At 67.9% G+C, this 17,487-nt stretch carries 12 protein-coding genes and 1 tRNA gene; 2 read left to right on the plus strand and 11 right to left on the minus strand.

Going from position 1 to position 17,487, the window contains the following annotated elements; all coding sequences use genetic code 11:
* Nucleotides 1-2 precede the first annotated feature (2 nt).
* From rpsL to D9753_RS14475, 11 genes are all read right to left on the minus strand, one after another.
* Nucleotides 3-374, minus strand: coding sequence for a 30S ribosomal protein S12 (gene rpsL / locus D9753_RS14420; RefSeq protein ID WP_003948652.1), 372 nt, complete (start codon nt 372-374; stop codon nt 3-5).
* 487 nt (nt 375-861) lie between these two features.
* Nucleotides 862-4,761, minus strand: a complete 3,900-nt coding sequence (locus D9753_RS14425) for a DNA-directed RNA polymerase subunit beta' (protein ID WP_121787382.1) — start codon at nt 4,759-4,761, stop codon at nt 862-864.
* 98 nt (nt 4,762-4,859) lie between these two features.
* Nucleotides 4,860-8,345, minus strand: coding sequence for a DNA-directed RNA polymerase subunit beta (gene rpoB, locus D9753_RS14430; RefSeq protein ID WP_121787383.1), 3,486 nt, complete (start codon nt 8,343-8,345; stop codon nt 4,860-4,862).
* 594 nt (nt 8,346-8,939) lie between these two features.
* On the minus strand, nt 8,940-9,329 hold the full coding sequence (gene rplL, locus D9753_RS14440) for a 50S ribosomal protein L7/L12 (RefSeq protein ID WP_121787384.1): 390 nt from the start codon (nt 9,327-9,329) through the stop codon (nt 8,940-8,942).
* A gap of 111 nt (nt 9,330-9,440) precedes the next feature.
* The gene (rplJ, locus tag D9753_RS14445) at nt 9,441-9,971 is read right to left on the minus strand and encodes a 50S ribosomal protein L10 (protein ID WP_121787385.1); all 531 of its coding nucleotides are present in this window, start codon (nt 9,969-9,971) and stop codon (nt 9,441-9,443) included.
* Between the two features lie 482 nt (nt 9,972-10,453).
* Nucleotides 10,454-11,371, minus strand: coding sequence for a LolA-like protein (locus D9753_RS14450; protein WP_121787386.1), 918 nt, complete (start codon nt 11,369-11,371; stop codon nt 10,454-10,456).
* A 164-nt stretch (nt 11,372-11,535) separates the two neighbouring features.
* The gene (gene rplA / locus D9753_RS14455) at nt 11,536-12,261 is read right to left on the minus strand and encodes a 50S ribosomal protein L1 (RefSeq protein WP_121787387.1); all 726 of its coding nucleotides are present in this window, start codon (nt 12,259-12,261) and stop codon (nt 11,536-11,538) included.
* A 100-nt stretch (nt 12,262-12,361) separates the two neighbouring features.
* A complete protein-coding gene (gene rplK / locus D9753_RS14460) occupies nt 12,362-12,796 on the minus strand; it encodes a 50S ribosomal protein L11 (RefSeq protein WP_121787388.1) in 435 nt (144 codons plus the stop codon).
* A gap of 502 nt (nt 12,797-13,298) precedes the next feature.
* Nucleotides 13,299-14,207, minus strand: coding sequence for a transcription termination/antitermination protein NusG (gene nusG, locus D9753_RS14465; protein ID WP_121787389.1), 909 nt, complete (start codon nt 14,205-14,207; stop codon nt 13,299-13,301).
* 80 nt (nt 14,208-14,287) lie between these two features.
* Nucleotides 14,288-14,572, minus strand: coding sequence for a preprotein translocase subunit SecE (gene secE / locus D9753_RS14470; protein WP_121787390.1), 285 nt, complete (start codon nt 14,570-14,572; stop codon nt 14,288-14,290).
* 106 nt (nt 14,573-14,678) lie between these two features.
* Nucleotides 14,679-14,751 (minus strand) — tRNA-Trp (locus tag D9753_RS14475).
* Nucleotides 14,752-15,012: 261 nt separating this feature from the next.
* On the opposite strand from D9753_RS14475, the gene D9753_RS14480 reads away from it, so the two are divergent.
* Nucleotides 15,013-16,239: a pyridoxal phosphate-dependent aminotransferase gene (locus tag D9753_RS14480; protein WP_121787391.1), complete on the plus strand. Its 1,227-nt coding sequence runs from the start codon at nt 15,013-15,015 to the stop codon at nt 16,237-16,239.
* Between the two features lie 126 nt (nt 16,240-16,365).
* Nucleotides 16,366-17,406: an adenosine deaminase gene (locus tag D9753_RS14485; RefSeq protein ID WP_121787392.1), complete on the plus strand. Its 1,041-nt coding sequence runs from the start codon at nt 16,366-16,368 to the stop codon at nt 17,404-17,406.
* Nucleotides 17,407-17,487: the final 81 nt, after the last annotated feature.

Below are 17,487 nucleotides of genomic sequence, written 5' to 3' on the forward strand. Positions count from 1 at the left end.
TCTTACTTCTCCTTCTTGGCGCCGTAGCGGCTGCGGGCCTGCTTGCGGTTCTTGACACCCTGGGTGTCGAGCGAACCGCGGATGATCTTGTAGCGAACACCGGGCAGGTCCTTCACACGGCCGCCGCGCACGAGCACGATGGAGTGCTCCTGCAGGTTGTGTCCCTCACCCGGAATGTAGGCGGTGACCTCGATCCCGCTGGTCAGACGCACACGCGCGACCTTACGCAGGGCCGAGTTCGGCTTCTTCGGGGTGGTCGTGAACACGCGCGTGCAGACACCACGACGCTGAGGGGAACCCTCGAGTGCGGGCGTCTTGTTCTTCTCGACCTTGTCCTGCCGGCCCTTACGGACCAGCTGCTGGATCGTAGGCACTACTTCTCCGGTTTCTGTGTGCCGATAGGTAAAGCTAACCTGGAACGTCGCCGACCCACGCGGTCGGGTGTGTCGAACCCGCCGGACTCCCGCCGCGAGGCGGAAAGGGCGCAGATCACGGTGGCCGCTCACGGCTCGCCATGCGGTTCACAGGCACGCACAGGAGCCAGGGCACACCCCAGGCACAAGGTCTGAGCGTACCTACCTCATTGGCTGTGGTCAAAACAAATGGGGTCCACGCCGACACGCCGGACCTTGACAGCAGGCCCGCGGGGGCCCCACGCGGTCGCGGATCGGTGGTCGGACGACCGGACCATCCCGCCGGGACCGGCCGCTGCGCGCACGTCAGGACGCCGCTCAGCGCCCTCCCGGGCGCCCAGGGTCCCGCTCCGCCCGTCGCCGGCCGTCCGGCCCCCAGGGTCCCGCCCCGCACGCCGGAGGGCGGCCACCCCGTCAACGGGATGGCCGCCCTCCGGCTCATGCTCGCTTACTGGTTGTACGGACCGTAGTCGTAGTCCTCCAGCGGAACGGCCTGGCCGGAGCCGGTACCGAACGGCGAGTAGTCGATGTCGTCGTAGCCGACGGCCGAGTACATCGCGGCCTTGGCCTCCTCGGTCGGCTCGACCCGGATGTTGCGGTAGCGGGACAGACCCGTACCGGCCGGGATGAGCTTACCGATGATGACGTTCTCCTTGAGGCCGATGAGGCTGTCGGACTTGGCGTTGATCGCCGCATCCGTCAGGACTCGGGTCGTCTCCTGGAAGGAGGCGGCCGACAGCCAGGACTCCGTCGCCAGCGAGGCCTTGGTGATACCCATCAGTTGCGGACGACCGGAGGCCGGGTGACCGCCCTCCTGGACCACACGACGGTTCTCCTGCTCGAAGCGGGAGCGCTCGACCAGCTCGCCGGGCAGCAGCTCGGCGTCGCCGGATTCGATGATCGTCACACGGCGCAGCATCTGCCGGATGATGATCTCGATGTGCTTGTCGTGGATCGACACGCCCTGCGAGTTGTACACCTTCTGGACCTCGCCGACCAGGTGGACCTGGACGGCACGCTGACCCAGGATGCGCAGCACGTCGTGCGGGTTGGTGGCACCCACGGTGAGCTGCTGGCCGACCTCGACGTGGTCGCCCTCGCGGACCAGGACCTTGGCGCGCTTGGAGATCGGGAACGCCGTCTCGTCGCTGCCGTCGTCCGGGGTGACGACGAGCTTCTTCGTCTTCTCGGTCTCCTCGATCCGGACGCGGCCGGAGGCCTCGGAGATCGGGGCGACACCCTTGGGCGTACGGGCCTCGAACAGCTCGACGACACGCGGCAGACCCTGCGTGATGTCGTCACCGGCCACACCACCGGTGTGGAAGGTACGCATCGTCAGCTGGGTGCCGGGCTCACCGATGGACTGGGCGGCGATGATGCCGACCGCCTCACCGATGTCGACCAGCTTGCCGGTGGCCAGCGAACGGCCGTAGCACATCGCGCAGGTGCCGACGGCGGACTCGCAGGTCAGGACCGAGCGGGTCTTGACCTCCTCGACGCCGTGCCTGACCAGCTCGTCGATGAGCACGTCGCCCAGGTCGGTGCCGGCCGGGGCCAGCACCTTGCCGTCGACGACGATGTCCTCGGCGAGGCAGCGCGCGTACACGGACGTCTCGACGTCCTCCGCCTTGCGCAGCACACCGTCCGCGCCCCGCTCCGCGATGACGAGCTTGAGACCGCGCTCGGTGCCGCAGTCCTCCTCGCGGATGATGACGTCCTGCGAGACGTCGACCAGACGACGGGTGAGGTAACCCGAGTCGGCGGTACGCAGGGCGGTGTCCGCCAGACCCTTACGGGCACCGTGCGTGGAGATGAAGTACTCCAGCACGGACAGACCCTCACGGAACGAGGCCTTGATCGGACGCGGGATGGTCTCGTTCTTCGCGTTCGACACCAGACCGCGCATACCCGCGATCTGCCTCATCTGCATCATGTTTCCTCGGGCACCCGAGTCGACCATCATGAAGATGGGGTTGGTCTTGGGGAAGTTCTCGTTCATCGCCTCGGCGACCTCGTTGGTCGCCTTGGTCCAGATCGCGATGAGCTCCTGCGTGCGCTCTTCCTTGGTGATCAGACCGCGCTCGTACTGCTTCTGGACCTTCTCGTCCTGCGCCTCGTAACCCTTGACGATCTCCTTCTTCGCCTCGGGGACGACGACGTCGGAGATGGCCACGGTGACACCGGAACGGGTCGCCCAGAAGAAGCCGGCCGCCTTCAGGTTGTCGAGCGTCGCCGCCACGATGACCTTGGGGTAGCGCTCGGCCAGGTCGTTGACGATCTCGGAGAGCTGCTTCTTGCCCACCGAGTAGTCGACGAACGGGTAGTCCTCGGGCAGCAGCTCGTTGAAGAGCGCGCGGCCCAGGGTCGTGCGCAGCCGGAACGAGTCACCCTGCTGCCACTCGGGCTCGCCCTCCTCGCGGGCCGGCGGGGTCCAGCCGCGCGGCGGGATGGTGCCCACCGGGAAGCGGATGTCGACCTGCGACTGCAGCGCCAGCTCGCCGGCGTCGAACGCCATGATCGCCTCGGCCGTGGAACCGAACGCGCGGCCCTCGCCCTTGGTGTCACGCAGCTCGCCGTCGGTGGTGAGGAAGAACAGACCGAGGACCATGTCCTGGGTCGGCATCGTCACCGGGCGGCCGTCGGCCGGCTTCAGGATGTTGTTCGAGGACAGCATCAGGATGCGGGCCTCGGCCTGCGCCTCCGCGGACAGCGGCAGGTGCACGGCCATCTGGTCACCGTCGAAGTCCGCGTTGAACGCGGTGCAGACGAGCGGGTGGATCTGGATGGCCTTGCCCTCGACCAACTGCGGCTCGAAGGCCTGGATGCCGAGGCGGTGCAGGGTGGGAGCACGGTTCAGCAGCACCGGGTGCTCGGCGATGACCTCTTCGAGGACGTCGTACACGACCGTACGGCCGCGCTCCACCATGCGCTTGGCGCTCTTGATGTTCTGCGCGTGGTTCAGGTCCACCAGGCGCTTCATCACGAACGGCTTGAACAGCTCCAGCGCCATCGCCTTGGGCAGACCGCACTGGTGCAGCTTAAGCTGCGGGCCGACGACGATGACGGAACGCGCCGAGTAGTCGACTCGCTTGCCGAGCAGGTTCTGACGGAAACGGCCCTGCTTGCCCTTCAGCATGTCGCTGAGGGACTTCAGCGGGCGGTTGCCGGGGCCCGTGACCGGGCGGCCGCGGCGGCCGTTGTCGAACAGCGCGTCGACGGCCTCCTGGAGCATGCGCTTCTCGTTGTTCACGATGATCTCGGGCGCGCCGAGGTCGAGAAGCCGCTTCAGGCGGTTGTTGCGGTTGATGACACGGCGGTACAGGTCGTTCAGGTCGGAGGTCGCGAAGCGGCCACCGTCGAGCTGCACCATCGGACGCAGGTCCGGCGGGATGACCGGGACGCAGTCCAGGACCATGCCCTTGGGGCTGTTGGACGTCTGGAGGAACGCGGAGACGACCTTCAGCCGCTTCAGGGCGCGGGTCTTCTTCTGGCCCTTGCCCGTGCGGATGATCTCGCGGAGCTTCTCGGCCTCCTCGTCGAGGTCGAAGGACTCCAGGCGCTTCTGGAGCGCCGCGGCACCCATCGAGCCGTCGAAGTACGTGCCGAAGCGGTCACGCAGCTCGCGGTAGAGCAGCTCGTCGCCCTCGAGGTCCTGGACCTTGAGGTTCTTGAACCGGGTCCACACCTCGTCGAGGCGGTCGATCTCGCGCTGCGCACGGTCGCGCAGCTGCTTCATCTCGCGCTCGGCACCCTCGCGCACCTTGCGGCGCACGTCGGCCTTGGCGCCCTCGGCCTCCAGCTCGGCCAGGTCGGTCTCGAGCTTCTTGGCGCGGGTCTCCAGGTCGGCGTCCCGGCGGTTCTCGATCTGCTGGCGCTCGACGGAGACGTGCGCCTCCAGGGAGGGCAGGTCGCGGGTACGACGCTCGTCGTCGACGTACGTGATCATGTACGCCGCGAAGTAGATGACCTTCTCGAGGTCCTTGGGAGCCAGGTCGAGCAGGTAGCCCAGCCGGCTCGGGACACCCTTGAAGTACCAGATGTGCGTGACGGGCGCGGCCAGTTCGATGTGGCCCATCCGCTCACGGCGCACCTTGGCGCGGGTGACCTCGACGCCGCAGCGCTCACAGATGATGCCCTTGAAGCGAACGCGCTTGTACTTGCCGCAGTAGCACTCCCAGTCCCGGGTCGGACCGAAGATCTTCTCGCAGAAGAGTCCGTCCTTCTCGGGCTTGAGGGTGCGGTAGTTGATGGTCTCGGGCTTCTTGACCTCGCCGTGGCTCCACTGACGGATGTCGTCAGCGGTGGCCAGACCGATCCGGAGCTCATCGAAGAAGTTGACGTCGAGCACTATGCGTCAATCCCTCTCAGGGTTGTTAAGTCTGTGGTCTGAAACGGGGGCCTGGGGGTCGGCGGGGCCCTGTGGGCAAGGGCCCCGCCGGACTCCCGTCAGACCTCTTCGACGCTGCTCGGCTCGCGCCGCGACAGGTCGATACCGAGCTCCTCCGCAGCGCGGAAGACGTCCTCGTCGGTGTCGCGCATCTCGATGGACATGCCGTCCGAGGACAGCACCTCCACGTTGAGGCACAGGGACTGCATTTCCTTGATGAGCACCTTGAAGGACTCGGGAATGCCGGGTTCCGGGATGTTCTCGCCCTTGACGATGGCCTCGTAGACCTTCACGCGGCCGGTGACGTCGTCGGACTTGATGGTGAGCAGCTCCTGGAGGGCGTACGCGGCGCCGTAGGCCTCGAGTGCCCACACCTCCATCTCGCCGAACCGCTGGCCACCGAACTGGGCCTTACCACCCAGCGGCTGCTGGGTGATCATCGAGTACGGACCGGTCGAGCGGGCGTGCAGCTTGTCGTCGACCAGGTGGTGGAGCTTCAGGATGTACATGTAGCCGACCGAGATCGGGTCCGGGAACGGCTCACCGCTACGGCCGTCGAACAGCCGCGCCTTGCCGGTCGGGAGCACCATGCGCTCGCCGTCCCGGTTCGGGATGGTGTGCTGGAGCAGACCCGCCAGCTCGTCCTCGCGGGCACCGTCGAAGACCGGGGTGGCGACGTTGGTGCCGGGGTCGACCTGGTCGGCGCCGATGACCTGCAGGCGCTGGGCCCACTCGTCGGCGAGACCGGAGACGTCCCAGCCTCGGCTGGCGAGCCAGCCGAGGTGGATCTCCAGGACCTGTCCCGGGTTCATGCGGGACGGCACACCCAGCGGGTTCAGGATGATGTCGACCGGGGTGCCGTCCTCCAGGAACGGCATGTCCTCGATCGGCAGGATCTTGGAGATGACACCCTTGTTGCCGTGCCGGCCGGCGAGCTTGTCACCGTCGGTGATCTTGCGCTTCTGCGCGACGTAGACGCGGACCAACTGGTTCACGCCCGGCGGCAGCTCGTCGCCCTCCTCGCGGTCGAAGAGGCGCACACCGATGACCTTGCCGATCTCGCCGTGCGGCACCTTCAGCGAGGTGTCACGGACCTCACGGGCCTTCTCACCGAAGATCGCGCGCAGCAGGCGCTCCTCCGGGGTCAGCTCGGTCTCGCCCTTGGGCGTGACCTTGCCGACGAGGATGTCACCGGCGACGACCTCGGCACCGATGCGGATGATGCCGCGCTCGTCGAGGTCGGCGAGGACCTCCTCGGAGACGTTCGGGATGTCCCGGGTGATCTCCTCGGGGCCGAGCTTGGTGTCACGGGCGTCGACCTCGTGCTCCTCGATGTGGATCGAGGAGAGGACGTCGTCCTGCACGAGGCGCTGCGACAGGATGATCGCGTCCTCGTAGTTGTGACCCTCCCACGGCATGAACGCCACGAGCAGGTTCTTGCCGAGGGCCATCTCACCGTTCTCGGTGGCCGGACCGTCGGCCAGGACCTGGCCCTCGATGATCCGGTCGCCCTCGTTGACGATGACCTTCTGGTTGACCGAGGTGCCCTGGTTGGAGCGGGCGAACTTGGCCAGGCGGTACGTGATGTACGTGCCGTCGTCGTTGGCGGTGGTGATGTAGTCCGCGGAGACCTCCTGGACCACACCCGCCTTCTCGGCCTTGACCACGTCGCCGGCGTCGACGGCGGAGCGGTACTCCATGCCGGTGCCGACGAGCGGGGACTCGGACTTGATCAGCGGCACGGCCTGCCGCATCATGTTCGCGCCCATGAGGGCACGGTTGGCGTCGTCGTGCTCGAGGAAGGGGATCATGGCGGTCGCGACCGACACCATCTGGCGCGGCGAGACGTCCATGTAGTCCACGTCCTCGGGGCCGACGTAGTCGACCTCGCCGCCACGGCGGCGGACCAGCACGCGGGCCTCGGCGAACCGCATGTCGTCACCGAGCGTGGCGTTGGCCTGCGCGATGACGAAGCGGTCCTCCTCGTCGGCGGTCAGGTAGTCGACCTCGTCGGTGACCTGGCCGTCGCGGACCTTGCGGTACGGGGTCTCGACGAAACCGAACGCGTTGACCCGGCCGTAGGAGGCGAGCGAGCCGATCAGGCCGATGTTCGGGCCTTCCGGCGTCTCGATCGGGCACATGCGGCCGTAGTGCGAGGGGTGCACGTCACGGACCTCGAAGCCGGCCCGCTCACGGGAGAGACCACCCGGGCCCAGCGCCGACAGACGGCGCTTGTGGGTGAGACCCGACAGCGGGTTGTTCTGGTCCATGAACTGCGACAACTGGCTGGTGCCGAAGAACTCCTTGATGGAGGCGACGACCGGCCGGATGTTGATCAGGGTCTGCGGCGTGATCGCCTCGACGTCCTGGGTGGTCATGCGCTCGCGGACGACGCGCTCCATACGCGCCAGGCCCGTACGGACCTGGTTCTGGATGAGCTCGCCGACGCTGCGCAGACGACGGTTGCCGAAGTGGTCGATGTCGTCGGTCTCGACGACGATCGAGTCGCCGTTGTCACCGGTGGTCTCGGACTCGCCGGCGTGGAGCTGCACCAGGTACTTGATCGTCGAGATGATGTCCTCGACGGTCAGGATGCCCGCGTCGAGCGGGGCGTCCGCACCCAGCTTCTTGTTGACCTTGTAGCGGCCGACCTTGGCGAGGTCGTAGCGCTTGGGGTTGAAGTAAAGGTTCTCCAGCAGCGTCTGCGCGGCCTCACGCGTGGGGGGCTCGCCCGGACGCAGCTTGCGGTAGATGTCGAGCAGCGCGTCGTCCTGGCCCTGGGTGTGGTCCTTCTCCAGGGTGGCGCGCATCGACTCGTACTCGCCGAACTCCTCGAGGATCTGCTCGGTCGTCCAGCCGAGCGCCTTGAGCAGCACGGTGACCGACTGCTTGCGCTTGCGGTCGATACGGACACCGACCATGTCGCGCTTGTCGATCTCCATCTCCAGCCAGGCACCCCGGGAAGGGATGATCTTGGCGGAGAAGATGTCCTTGTCGGACGTCTTGTCGATGCTGGAATCGAAGTAGACACCGGGGGAACGGACCAACTGGGACACCACGACACGCTCGGTGCCGTTGATGACGAAGGTGCCCTTGTTCGTCATGAGCGGGAAGTCACCCATGAAGACGGTCTGGGACTTGATCTCGCCGGTCTCGTTGTTGGTGAACTCGGCCGTGACGAAGAGCGGGGCGGCGTACGTGAAGTCGCGCTCCTTGCACTCGTCGATGGAGTTCTTGGGAGGCTCGAAGCGGTGGTCGCGGAACGTCAGCGACATCGACCCGGAGAAGTCCTCGATCGGGGAGATCTCCTCGAAGATCTCTTCGAGGCCGGACTTGGTGGGGACGTCCTGACCGGACTCCAGAGCCGCCTCGACGCGAGCCTTCCAGGCGTCGTTGCCGAGCAGCCAGTCGAAGCTCTCGGTTTGCAGCGCGAGAAGGTTCGGAACCTCGAGGGGCTCCTTGATCTTTGCAAAGGAAATGCGCAGCGGGGCGGTGCTGGCGCCGTTGTTCGTATTCGCGGTCGAGGCAGTGCGCGAGGCGGCCAAGAGGGGGTCCTTCCGAGGGCTCGGACTCACTACGCGCGTACCGGTCCCTCTTCGCACACAGCGACGGGAAACCCCAGGTCGGGGGGCTCTGGTCGACTGTGCTCAAGAGAGGGCAGACCCCTGGTGACGGGCAGGGGGCAGCTAACAGGCAGCGCAAAGGGTCAGTGTAGCCACTTGGCACACTGATGTCCAATGCGGGTTTTCGAAGACCCTCGTTGTCGTCACCCTCGTCGTCGTCAGCGCCCTCGGCATCCTGCCCTCAACGCACGTTGATACTGCCCTCTTCGTCGTCGATCCATGCCTCGGATTCGGATCCTTGTGACGACGCGTCCTGAGAATTGCGCGCCGCGTGCGGTTCGTCAAGGCCCCCCAGCCGGAAGCCGGCCGTCCGGTGGCACGACGAAGATCACCATACCCCCCGCCGTCGCGGGTGCAAGGTAACCGTGGTCGGGTCTCCCGCATACGCCGAAGAGCGACCACCCAGATGGATGATCGCTCTTCGGTACGTTCGCGTTACAGGCTCCGGGGCACTGGCTTCAGCGCCCCGGGAGACCGCGTGCGGCGTGTGTTCGGATCCTGGGGACCCGAGAGGTGTTACTTGACCTCGACGGAGGCGCCGGCGCCCTTGAGGGACTCGGCGGCCTTCTCGGCGGCGTCCTTGGCGACCTTCTCGAGGACGGGCTTCGGGGCGCCGTCCACGAGGTCCTTGGCCTCCTTCAGACCCAGGGAGGTCAGCTCACGCACGACCTTGATGACCTGGATCTTCTTCTCGCCGGCACCGGTGAGGATGACGTCGAACTCGTCCTTCTCCTCCTCGGCCTCGGCCGCGGCGCCACCAGCGGCACCGCCGGCGACGACGACCGGCGCGGCAGCGGCGGCGGTGACGTCGAACTTGTCCTCGAAGGCCTTCACGAACTCGGAGAGCTCGATGAGGGTCATCTCCTCGAACTGAGCAAGCAGCTCGTCCTGGGTGAGCTTCGCCATGGTGGCGGTCCTTCCACTCAAATCGGCAGGTGCCGGATGTACTGGATAAGGCGGGCGTACGTCGGCCCGCTGCGACCCGCGCCGGTGGTGCGGGTCAGAAAGCGAGCCGAATTACTCGGCACCGCCCTGCTCGGCCTGCTTGGCGCGCAGCGCGTCCACGGTGCGGACGAGCTTCGACGGCAGCGCCTGGAAGACGGAGGCAGCCTGCGACTGCTTCCCCTTGAAGGCACCGGCCAGCTTGCTGAGCAGAACCTCGCGGGACTCGAGGTCCGCAAGCTTCTTGATCTCGTCGGGGGACAGCGCCTTACCGTCAAGGACACCGCCCTTGATGACGAGATTCGGGTTGTCCTTGGCGAAGTCACGGAGACCCTTCGCCGACTCCACCGGGTCACCGGTGACGAAGGCGACTGCCGTCGGACCGTTGAACAGGTCGTCCAGCGTGGTGATCCCGGCCTCGTTGGCCGCAATCTTGGTCAGCGTGTTCTTCACCACGGCGTACTGGGCGTTCTCACCGAGCGACCGGCGCAGGTTCTTGAGCTGCGCCACGGTGAGACCGCGGTACTCGGTAAGCACGGCAGCGCTGGAGTTGCGGAACTGCTCCGTCAACTCGGCCACTGCGGCAGCCTTGTCGGGCCTCGCCATAGAGCCTCGGCCTCCTTCCGGGTGATTCTGACCGCGCGGACCCGAAGGAGGACTGGGAAAACGAAACGCCCCGGCGCAGGCGCACGGGGCGGACTCGACCGGACGCACACACCTTGGCGTGTGGTCCAGGAGTACTTCCACGGTCACCTGCGCGGGTCGTCCACTTGTCAGCGGATCCTTCGGCCACCGCATCCTCATTCGAGGGCACGGCAACGACCAGCGGTCTTTGGCTTCTTCAAGAGAGTACGGGACCGGGACGCCGTCGAGCAAATCGGCCCGTTCGAGGCCGGGCAGGGCCTCCGCCCGGAGGCCTGCGTGGCGGGCACCTGCCGGTGCGCCGCGCGGCCCGGTACCGGTGTGGCCTGCGGCTTTCTACCGGTGCGGCGGCCTGTGGCTCGCGGCCGGTGCGGCGCGCGGCCGGGTGCCGGTGCGGCCCCGGTGCAGACCCGGCCGCGGGGCCGGGTCTGTCACCGCGGCGTCGGTCAGGAGACGGTGCCGGTGCCGGTGCCGCCCGTCGCGGTGCCGGACTTCAGGAGGTCGGCGAAGTCCTTGGTGTCGCTCGCCGGGGGCGCTTCGGCGGTGACCTTCACGCCGTAGTCGCTGAAGAAGCTGGTGTTCGTCATGGCACCGTTGGCCGTGTCGGCCTTCTCGGTCTTCTTGACGAGCAGGTTGTCGTCGTTGATCCACAGGTCGACGGTCTCGGTGGTGACGCCCGCCTGGGTGAGCTGCTTCTTCAGGGCCGCGAGCTGCTCGGCGCTGAGGTCGCTGGTCTTGCCGGCGAGGTCGGCGACGTTCACCTTGCCCGAGTAGTGCGTGGTGTGGGCGCCGGCGACCGTCTCCTCGCCGACCTTCTTGACGTCGCCGGAGGCCAGCAGCATCTTCACGGACTGGTTCGGCGTCGCGTTCTGGATCTGGTCCTTCATGTACGAACCGGAGGCGCCGCCGAGCTTGGCGAGGTCGTCGTACGAGTACTTGAGCCAGTGCTTGCCGCCCGTGTGCCGGGCGTACGCGTCGCTCATGTGCGCGTAGTAGGCGTCCGGCAGGTACCGGGCCTCCATCGACGAGGTGCCGGCCTTCTTCATCATCTCGGCCATCTGGCCGCCGGTGTACGTGATGGTGAGGTTGCCCTTGAGGCCGCCGGACCAGGTCAACGCGCCGTTCGCGGTCATGGCCATGACCTTGCCGACGGACGTGCTGGAGCGCACCTTGGCCGAATCGGCCTTGTCGGTGGACTGCTCGGCAGAGCGCAGGGCGGCTATGGGGCTGACGTGCGTCACGCCCTTGCCGGCCGCGTCGCTGCCGTCCTTGCCCGAGTCGGAGGAGCCGCAGGCGGCCACCCCGGTCAGTGCGGCCACCACCGCGATGGAAAGGGTCATCCGGCGCACGGTCGTGCTGTTCATCTCGTCCCGCCCCTGTTGGAGTCCTGTGCCTGCACCGTAACCCAGGCCACTGACAGTCGTGCGAAAGGTCGCACAAAGAAAGGACGGACCCCGCACCTGGAAGGTTGCAGGGCCCGCCCTTTTCTTACGCGTACCTGACGCGGCTACCGGGCTGAGCGGAGGGCTCAGACGGCGGCCGGGTCCTCCTCGACGAGGAGGTTGCGGGTGCGGTTCGGGTCGACCGGGACGCCGGGGCCGATCGTGCTGCTGATCGCAGCCTTCCTGATGTAGCGGCCCTTGGCGGCGGACGGCTTCAGACGGAGGATCTCCTCCAGCGCGGCGCCGTAGTTCTCCACCAGCTTGGTGTCGTCGAACGACGTCTTGCCGATGATGAAGTGCAGGTTCGAGTGCTTGTCGACGCGGAACTCGATCTTGCCGCCCTTGATCTCGGTCACGGCCTTGGCGGTGTCCGGGGTCACGGTGCCGGTCTTCGGGTTCGGCATCAGACCACGCGGGCCGAGGACGCGGCCGAGGCGACCGACCTTGCCCATGAGGTCCGGGGTGGCGACGACGGCGTCGAAGTCCAGACGGCCCTTCGCCACCTCGTCGATCAGCTCGTCGGCGCCGACGATGTCGGCGCCCGCGGCACGCGCGGCCTCGGCACGGTCACCGGTCGCGAAGACCAGGACCCGGGCGGTCTTACCGGTGCCGTGCGGAAGGTTCACGGTGCCACGGACCATCTGGTCGGCCTTACGCGGGTCTACACCCAGACGGAAGGCGACCTCGACGGTGCCGTCGAACTTGCTCGTGGAGGTCTCCTTGGCGAGACGGACGGCCTCGAGCGGGGCGTACAGCTTCTCCCGGTCGATCTTGGCGTCCGCAGCGCGGAGAGCCTTGCTGCGCTTGCTCACAACTTGCTCCTGTGTGTTCTGAAAGGAGTCGTGGTCCCTGGGCCGAGCAGGCCCTGCCACGTGCGACCGGCTACGGCCGCATGACTGCTGGGGGTGGGGTTCAGCCCTCGACCGTGATGCCCATGGAGCGGGCGGTGCCGGCGATGATCTTCGACGCGGCGTCCAGGTCGTTGGCGTTCAGGTCGGGCATCTTGGTCTCGGCGATCTCGCGGACCTGCGCCTGGGTGATCTTGGCGACCTTGGTCTTGTGCGGCTCGCCGGAGCCCTTCTCGACACCAGCGGCCTTGAGGATCATCTTCGCGGCCGGCGGCGTCTTGGTGACGAAGGTGAAGGAACGGTCCTCGTAGACCGTGATCTCCACCGGGATCACCCAGCCACGCTGCGACTCGGTCGCGGCGTTGTACGCCTTGCAGAACTCCATGATGTTGACGCCGTGCTGGCCCAGCGCGGGGCCGACCGGCGGAGCCGGGTTCGCCGCACCGGCGTTGATCTGGAGCTTGATAAGCCCCGTGATCTTCTTCTTCTTGGGAGGCATGCTCTCTCCGGGTCCTTGCTGAGAGGTTGACTGCCATCCGCGTCATCCGGATCCATGCCGTGCACGATCCCGCAGATGGCATACCGCACAACGATAGCCGCTGTCCCCTCGGGACAAGAAATCGCCCAGGTCAGGCGGTTCGCACGGGCTGTCCGGGCCGCCGGCCGAGCAGCGGTCGTGCGGCTCCGGCGGGAAGTACGGGCAGGGCAGGCAGCACCGGCAGGGCCGGACCGTCCGGCAGCACGGCGAGCGGCGCGGCGGGGGCCCGGCGCGTCCGGTGTCACCGGCGCGCGACGCGCCGCGGACTCACCAGGTGCGGCGCGCGCGTCCCCACCGTGCCGCCGTCACCGTCGTCCCCACCGCGCCGCTGTCACCGTCACCGGCGTGGCCTCACGCGCGCGTGTGCGGAGCGGGGGACGGCCGGCCGGCCGTCCCCCGCTCCGCACACGCCGAGGGCGCCCCGGCCCGGTTGTCACCGGTGGGGCGCCCTCGGGGCGGATGCTCAGTTCTTCTGGATCTGGTCGAAGGACAGCTCGACCGGCGTCTCGCGGCCGAAGATCTCCACGAGGCCCTTGACCTTCTTCGAGTCGGGGTTGATCTCGTTGATGGTCGCCTGGAGCGTGGCGAACGGGCCGTCGGTGACGGTGACCGAGTCGCCGACCTCGAAGTCCAGCACCTGGACCTCGACCTTGCGCTGCGGGGCGGGCTTGCCCTCGGCCTCGGCGGCCTCGCGGGCGGCCTTCTCCTCGGCCTCCGGGGCGAGCATCTTGACGATCTCGTCCAGGGTCAGCGGGTACGGGTCGTAGGCGTTGCCGACGAAGCCGGTGACGCCCGGGGTGTTGCGGACGGCGCCCCAGGACTCGTTGGTGAGGTCCATGCGGACCAGGACGTAGCCCGGCAGCTTGTTCTGCTTGATCGTCTTGCGGTCGCCGTTCTTGATCTGGACGACCTCTTCCTGCGGCACCTCGGCCTGGAAGATGTAGTCCTCGACGTTCAGCGAGACGGCGCGCTGCTCCAGGTTGGTCTTCACGCGGTTCTCGTAACCGGCGTAGGTGTGGATGACGTACCACTCGCCGGGCAGGGAGCGCAGCTCCTCGCGCAGGGCCTGGATCGGGTCGACCGGCGCGGCCGGCTCCTCGTCGGCGGCCTCCGTGTCCTCGGCGGTCTCGCCGGCCTCGTCGACGGGGGCTTCCTCGTCGGCTTCGGCGACGACAGTGTCCTCGTCGGCCTCGTCGGCCTCGACGTCGCCGTCTTCGTCCTCGACGTGCAGGGCGGCCTCTTCGGCCGGCTCGCCCGACTCGGCCTCGGCAGCCTCGAACTCGTCCTGTTCGTCCGCGCCCTCGACGATGTCGAGTTCGTCATCCACCGACTTGTCCGGCTCGATGGCGTCGTTCAGGTTCGGGTCAGACACGATGGCTGCTTCTTCCTGGATACATAGGGGTGGAACATGCGAAAACGGGCGCCGGTACCACGGCGCCCTTCGCTTTTGGCTCAGCCGAAAACGTACTTGGCCGCGTGGTTGAGCCCATAGTCAATCACGGTCACCAGCGCGATCATGATGGCGACGAAGAAGATCACCACGGTGGTGTACGACGTCAACTGGTTGCGTGACGGCCAGACGACCTTGCGGAGTTCCGCGACGATCTGGCGGTAGAAGGTGGCCAGGCGCTTCAGCGGGCCCTTCTTGGCGCGCTTGCCGCCCTTGCGGGCCTTCTTGGACTCGGGCACCTCGTCCTGGGCATCAGGCGTATCGATGGAGCCCACGGCGTCCGTCATAGTCCTCACCTGATCCCGGGTCGTGGCCGTGCCGCGCCCGGTTCCTGAGCCGCACGGCGGTGCATTGCTGGACGTACATGCGCACACATCCTGGCGGTGTGTGTAGCAGGGCCGGAGGGACTTGAACCCCCAACCGCTGGTTTTGGAGACCAGTGCTCTACCAATTGAGCTACGACCCTTTGTGTGCCCACCAACGTACCGCATCCGGCCGGGTGCTCGGTGTGCACCGGCTGGAAGGCAGCGGCTGAAGGCCAACGAGAGGAGAGTGTACGTGGTCCGCGGCCCGGCGTCGAACAGAAAGCGCCCGTCCGGGACTCCGTGACCGAAGATCGTCCTGGCCGGCGGCCGGATTCGGACCCGTGTTCACGACTCGACCCGTAGCTGTTCAGTCTGTGAAACCCGTGTGCCGGGGACATTTCCGGTCTGGAACGATGGGCCGCATGAGCGCTGCAACCCCTCCCACCGAGCGCCGGGTCTCCGCCCGCGTCGGCGCGATCTCCGAGTCCGCCACCCTCGCCGTGGACGCCAAGGCCAAGGCCCTGAAGGCCGCCGGGCGTCCGGTGATCGGCTTCGGCGCAGGTGAGCCCGACTTCCCGACCCCGGACTACATCGTCGAGGCGGCCGTCGAGGCCTGCAAGAACCCCAAGTACCACCGCTACACGCCGGCCGGTGGCCTGCCCGAGCTGAAGGCCGCGATCGCCGCGAAGACGCTGCGCGACTCCGGCTGGGAGCCCGACGTCTCGCAGATCCTCGTCACCAACGGCGGCAAGCAGGCCATCTACGAGGCGTTCGCCGCCATCCTCGATCCGGGCGACGAGGTCATCGTCCCGGCGCCGTACTGGACGACGTACCCGGAGTCGATCCGTCTCGCCGGCGGTGTCCCGGTGGAGGTCGTCGCCGACGAGACGACGGGCTACCGGGTCTCGGTCGAGCAACTGGAGGCGGCGCGCACGGAGAAGACGAAGGTGGTGCTGTTCGTCTCCCCGTCCAACCCGACCGGCGCGGTGTACTCCGAGGCGGAGACCGAGGCGATCGGCCGCTGGGCCGTCGAGCACGGACTGTGGGTGCTGACCGACGAGATCTACGAGCACCTGGTCTACGGCGACGCGGTCTCCGTGTCGCTGCCGGCGCTCCTGCCCGAGCTGCGCGACAAGTGCATCGTGGTCAACGGTGTGGCGAAGACGTACGCCATGACCGGCTGGCGCGTGGGCTGGGTCATCGGGCCGAAGGACGTGGTCAAGGCCGCGACGAACCTCCAGTCGCACGCCACCTCCAACGTCTCCAACGTCGCCCAGGTGGCCGCGCTGGCCGCCGTGTCCGGTGGCCTGGAGGCCGTGGCGCAGATGCGCGAGGCCTTCGACCGGCGCCGCAGGACCGTCGTGCGGATGCTCAACGAGATCGACGACGTGGTCTGCCCGGAGCCCGAGGGCGCCTTCTACGCCTACCCGTCGGTCAAGGGCCTGCTCGGCAAGGAGATCCGCGGCAAGCGCCCGCAGGACACCGTCGAGCTGGCCGCGCTGATCCTGGAGGAGGCCGAGGTCGCGGTCGTCCCGGGCGAGGCCTTCGGCACGCCGGGTTACCTGCGGCTGTCGTACGCGCTCGGCGACGAGGACCTCGTCGAGGGCGTGAGCCGGCTGCAGAAGCTGCTGGCGGAGGCGCGGGACTAGTTCCGCCCCTCCACGCGCGCGTGCGGGCCGTTTCCCTGCGGGGAGGCGGCCCGCTTCTGTGTGCGGGCAAGACCACGAACGGGAAACGGCTACCGGGACGGCGGGGACATACGGCAGGATCTGGGAATGGAGCGTGTACGTGATCTGTCTGAGCTGCCGAAGGCCCATCTGCATCTGCACTTCACCGGCTCGATGCGGCCGGGGACGGTTCTGGAACTGGCCGACAAGTACGGAGTACATCTGCCCGAGACGCTGGCGGAGGCCCTCACCACCGGAGAACCGCCCAAGTTGTGCGCCACCGACGAGCGGGGCTGGTTCCGTTTCCAGCGGCTGTACGACGCGGCCCGCTCCTGTGTGCGCGAGCGGGAGGACATCCAGCGGCTGGTGCGGGAGGCCGCCGAGGAGGACCTGAAGGACGGGTCGGGCTGGCTGGAGATCCAGGTGGACCCGACGTCGTACGCGCCACGGCTGGGAGGGCTGATCCCGACGCTGGAGATCATCCTGGACGCGGTGGACACGGCCTCCCGGGAGACCGGCCTCGGCATGCGTGTGCTGGTCGCCGCGAACCGTATGAAGCATCCGCTGGACGCCCGCACGCTGGCCCGCCTCGCGGTGCGGTACGCGGACCGGGGTGTGGTCGGCTTCGGGCTGTCCAACGACGAGCGGCGCGGCCTGGCCCGGGACTTCGACCGGGCCTTCCACATCGCGCGCGAGGGCGGTCTGCTGTCGGCGCCGCACGGCGGCGAACTGACCGGTCCGGCCTCCGTCCGGGACTGCCTGGACGACCTGCACGCCACGCGGCTCGGGCACGGGGTGCGGGCCGCCGAGGACCCGCGGCTGCTGAAGCGGCTGGCCGACCGCGGCGTGACCTGCGAGGTGTGCCCGGCTTCGAACGTGGCGCTCGGCGTGTACGAGAAGCCGGAGGACGTGCCGCTGCGCACGCTCTTCGAGGCGGGCGTCCCGATGGCGCTCGGCGCCGACGACCCGCTGCTGTTCGGCTCCCGGCTGGCCGCCCAGTACGAGATCGCCCGCCACGCGCACGGCTTCACGGATGCCGAGATCGCGGAACTGGCCCGGCAGTCCGTACGGGGCTCGGCCGCCCCGGAGGAGGTCAAGGCCAAGCTGCTGGCCGGCGTGGACGACTGGCTGACCCGCCCGACGGCCTGAGGCGAGGACGGGCGGGCCGCCGGGCCGGTGCGGCTTCGGGTCCAGGCGAACGGGCCGGTGCGGCTTCGGGTCCGGGTGAAC

The organism is Streptomyces dangxiongensis (assembly GCF_003675325.1).
Taxonomy (GTDB): Bacteria; Actinomycetota; Actinomycetes; order Streptomycetales; family Streptomycetaceae; genus Streptomyces; species Streptomyces dangxiongensis.